The sequence below is a fragment of the Bartonella sp. AP258QHHD genome, from assembly GCF_042196145.1.
Lineage (GTDB): Bacteria > Pseudomonadota > Alphaproteobacteria > Rhizobiales > Rhizobiaceae > Bartonella.
In genome coordinates this window covers 1-2606 of sequence record NZ_JBHIPR010000007.1, presented here as the reverse complement: position 1 = coordinate 2606, position 2606 = coordinate 1, and the positions used below count along the sequence as shown (strand labels likewise).

Here is a 2606-nt window from a genome sequence, read left to right as displayed (position 1 = left end):
TGACTTGCGAAAAGCAGCTGTTCCTACATTATAGCAAAATGAGACCAATGCCGCGAATTGGCAATCCGTTAACGAAACCGTCACCGATTCCTCGACTGTCTGCTCAAATTGCTTTAAGTCTTCACAAAGGATTTCTTCTGCTTGCTTTTGGCTAATACACATGCCTTTTTTGACAAGGGGGTGACCCGCATTGCTGGTGTGACCATAACCAATCGTCCAGACACATGCCGTATCTCGATAAGCCTCTAAACGCAAACCTTCCCATTGTTTGATAAGCTCTAATCCTTCTTTCGATATCTTTCTCATCTGACGCTCCATAAAAAAAGCCCCACAAAAGTGAGGCGGCATAAAAATGTTTTCTTATGATCTCTATTGGCTATGCTCTTTGATCAGTTGCTCGACTTCGTCAACACCAAAGCCAAGCTGAAAGAGCGGCGCATATTCACTTTCCTGTAATTCATACTGACAACGCTTTTCGACAAAATCACCATTTGAATCAAACGGTATTTCTGTTGTTCGACAAACCTTATGCGTGTCATCTTCAATCCCCTCTTCTCCCTCTCCAAGCTCTTTAACAAAAACCCAATAAAAACGTGTTGTTAAAAGATTCCCTAGCCTTCTTACTGTTTCAACTTTGTCAAAAGAAAGCATGTTCAGATAATCTTCTTTGCTATTTAAATGTTCTGGATATTCTATCATCTCTCCCTCCTAAACAAAATGACGCGTATGGCTACATCCACGCGCCGCAACTTGTTCATTTCCACCATTGACGATCATGGCGGCTCGAGTAAAACGCCCATTATCCGTTGTATTACTCCAGCTACCACCCCCTAACAATGCTCTCATTTCAAACGTATTTTGCGTACGGCTTATGGGTATAGGAAACGTGCCCGATAAAAATTGCCAAACATAACCGCAACCATCCTCACAACCGATATGCGAGATCATTCGACGATTCGCCGTATCCTTATATCCACCTGAAACCTTAGAGGTTGGTTCTTTCTTGCCAACAATATGTGTCTTTTCATTGCTTCCATACATAGCAGAAGCAAACGCTTCATCACTCAGTAAAGATTTTTTAACACGCGCCATATCTGTTACATGTTCGGTATAATTACGGTTTGTTGTTATATTGGTACGATACATTGATTTCGTATTTTCACCCGTCCCTGATTGAAGATAAATATCAACCCAAAGATCTGTAGAGGGGTCGTAGACCATTCCCTCTGGTGAACTATAAGGGCGGTGATTTAAACACCAAACTGAATTGGGTAAAATATCCCCTGCTCTATAACCAGACAATGGATGACCGGAAATCGTACCAACATCCGCACAAAGCGTATGAAACCCTCCTATCTTTCGCGAATTACTCACTGTGTAATTCCTTGGATACGTAGAGTTTTCTGATACAACAATTTTATGAGAATCTCCCTCCGGTACCAAATAAAGATAATAATCCTTGCCCGCAGAAAGAGACGGCATGCTTATTCTGGCATCTACCGTATAACTTACAACCAAAATATTATGAGTTCGTGGCAAAGTTAGATAGGTTCCTTTTTTCACGGTTAATTGCGCTTTGCCTGTCGCTACAAGAAACGGTGTGGAAATTGAAAAAACCGTTAAATTGGACTGTTTCAGTAAATTGTTTACCTCTTCCGCTAGCGCTTTTGCCTGTGAAGCTACTGTATGGGCTGTTGTTGCCGTTGCTAGGGAACTCTTGATCCCTCCAAGCTCTTGTTTCGTCGTATCGGCGGTTGTTTTGGCTTCTTCTGCTGTCCTTTTCGCTCTATCGGCTACTTCCTTGGCTTTTTCGGCTTCGCTCTTGGCTTGATAGGCTTGTGAATCTGCCGCCTCGGCTTTTTTCTTGGCTTCTTCGCCTGCCGTTTCTGCTAAACTTGCTGTAAGCTTAGCACTATCTGCTGTTTCATTCGCTTTGTGGGCTTTCTTCCACGCTGCATTCGCTGTGCTTTTTGCATTTTCCACCTCACTACGCGCTTGCGTCGCATCATGTCTTGCATAACCAGCAGACTCCTTGGCTTCCTTGGCTATTTTTTGTGCCTCTTCCGCTTCTTCTTCTAAAGACGCGGCTTTCTTACCCGCTGTTTCGGCTGCCCTCTGCGCCTCTCCTGCTATATATTTTGCATTACTCGCTATTTCCTTGGCTTTTTCTACTTCATTCTTGGCTTCATACGCTCGGTCATCGGCTTTCTCTGCTATTTTCTTGGCTTCTTCACCTGCCATTTCTGCTAATCTTGCTATAGTCTTAGCGTTATTGGCTGCTTCATTCGCGTCGTAAGCTTTACTCCACGCTTCATTCGCTGTGCTTTTTACTTTTTCCACCTCACTACGCGCTTGCTCCGCATCATGGTTAGCATAACCTGCTGTCTGTTTGGCTTCTTTTGCTATTTTTTGTGCTTCTTCTGCGGCTGCTTCTAAAGACGCGGCTTTTTTACCCGCTGTTTCAGCTGCCTTTTGCGCCTCTCCTGCTGCATATTTTGCACTATTGGCTATTTCCTTGGCTTTTCCGGCTTCATCTTTTGCTTCATACGCGTAGTTATTGGCTTTCTCCGCTATTTTCTTGGCTTCTTCGCCTGCCGTTTCTGCTA

Annotated in this window: 2 protein-coding genes and 1 pseudogene; all 3 read right to left on the bottom strand. The window is 43.7% G+C overall.

Features of this window, described 5'->3' with window-relative positions:
* Positions 1-306 (bottom strand): lysozyme (locus ACFIMM_RS00875; protein WP_375692572.1); only part of this gene is annotated, 306 nt, incomplete at its 3' end.
* 63 nt (positions 307-369) lie between these two features.
* A complete protein-coding gene (locus ACFIMM_RS00870) occupies positions 370-699 on the bottom strand; it encodes a hypothetical protein (RefSeq protein WP_375681583.1) in 330 nt (109 codons plus the stop codon).
* Positions 700-708: 9 nt separating this feature from the next.
* Positions 709-2606, bottom strand: a pseudogene (locus tag ACFIMM_RS00865) (hypothetical protein); the annotation flags it as partial.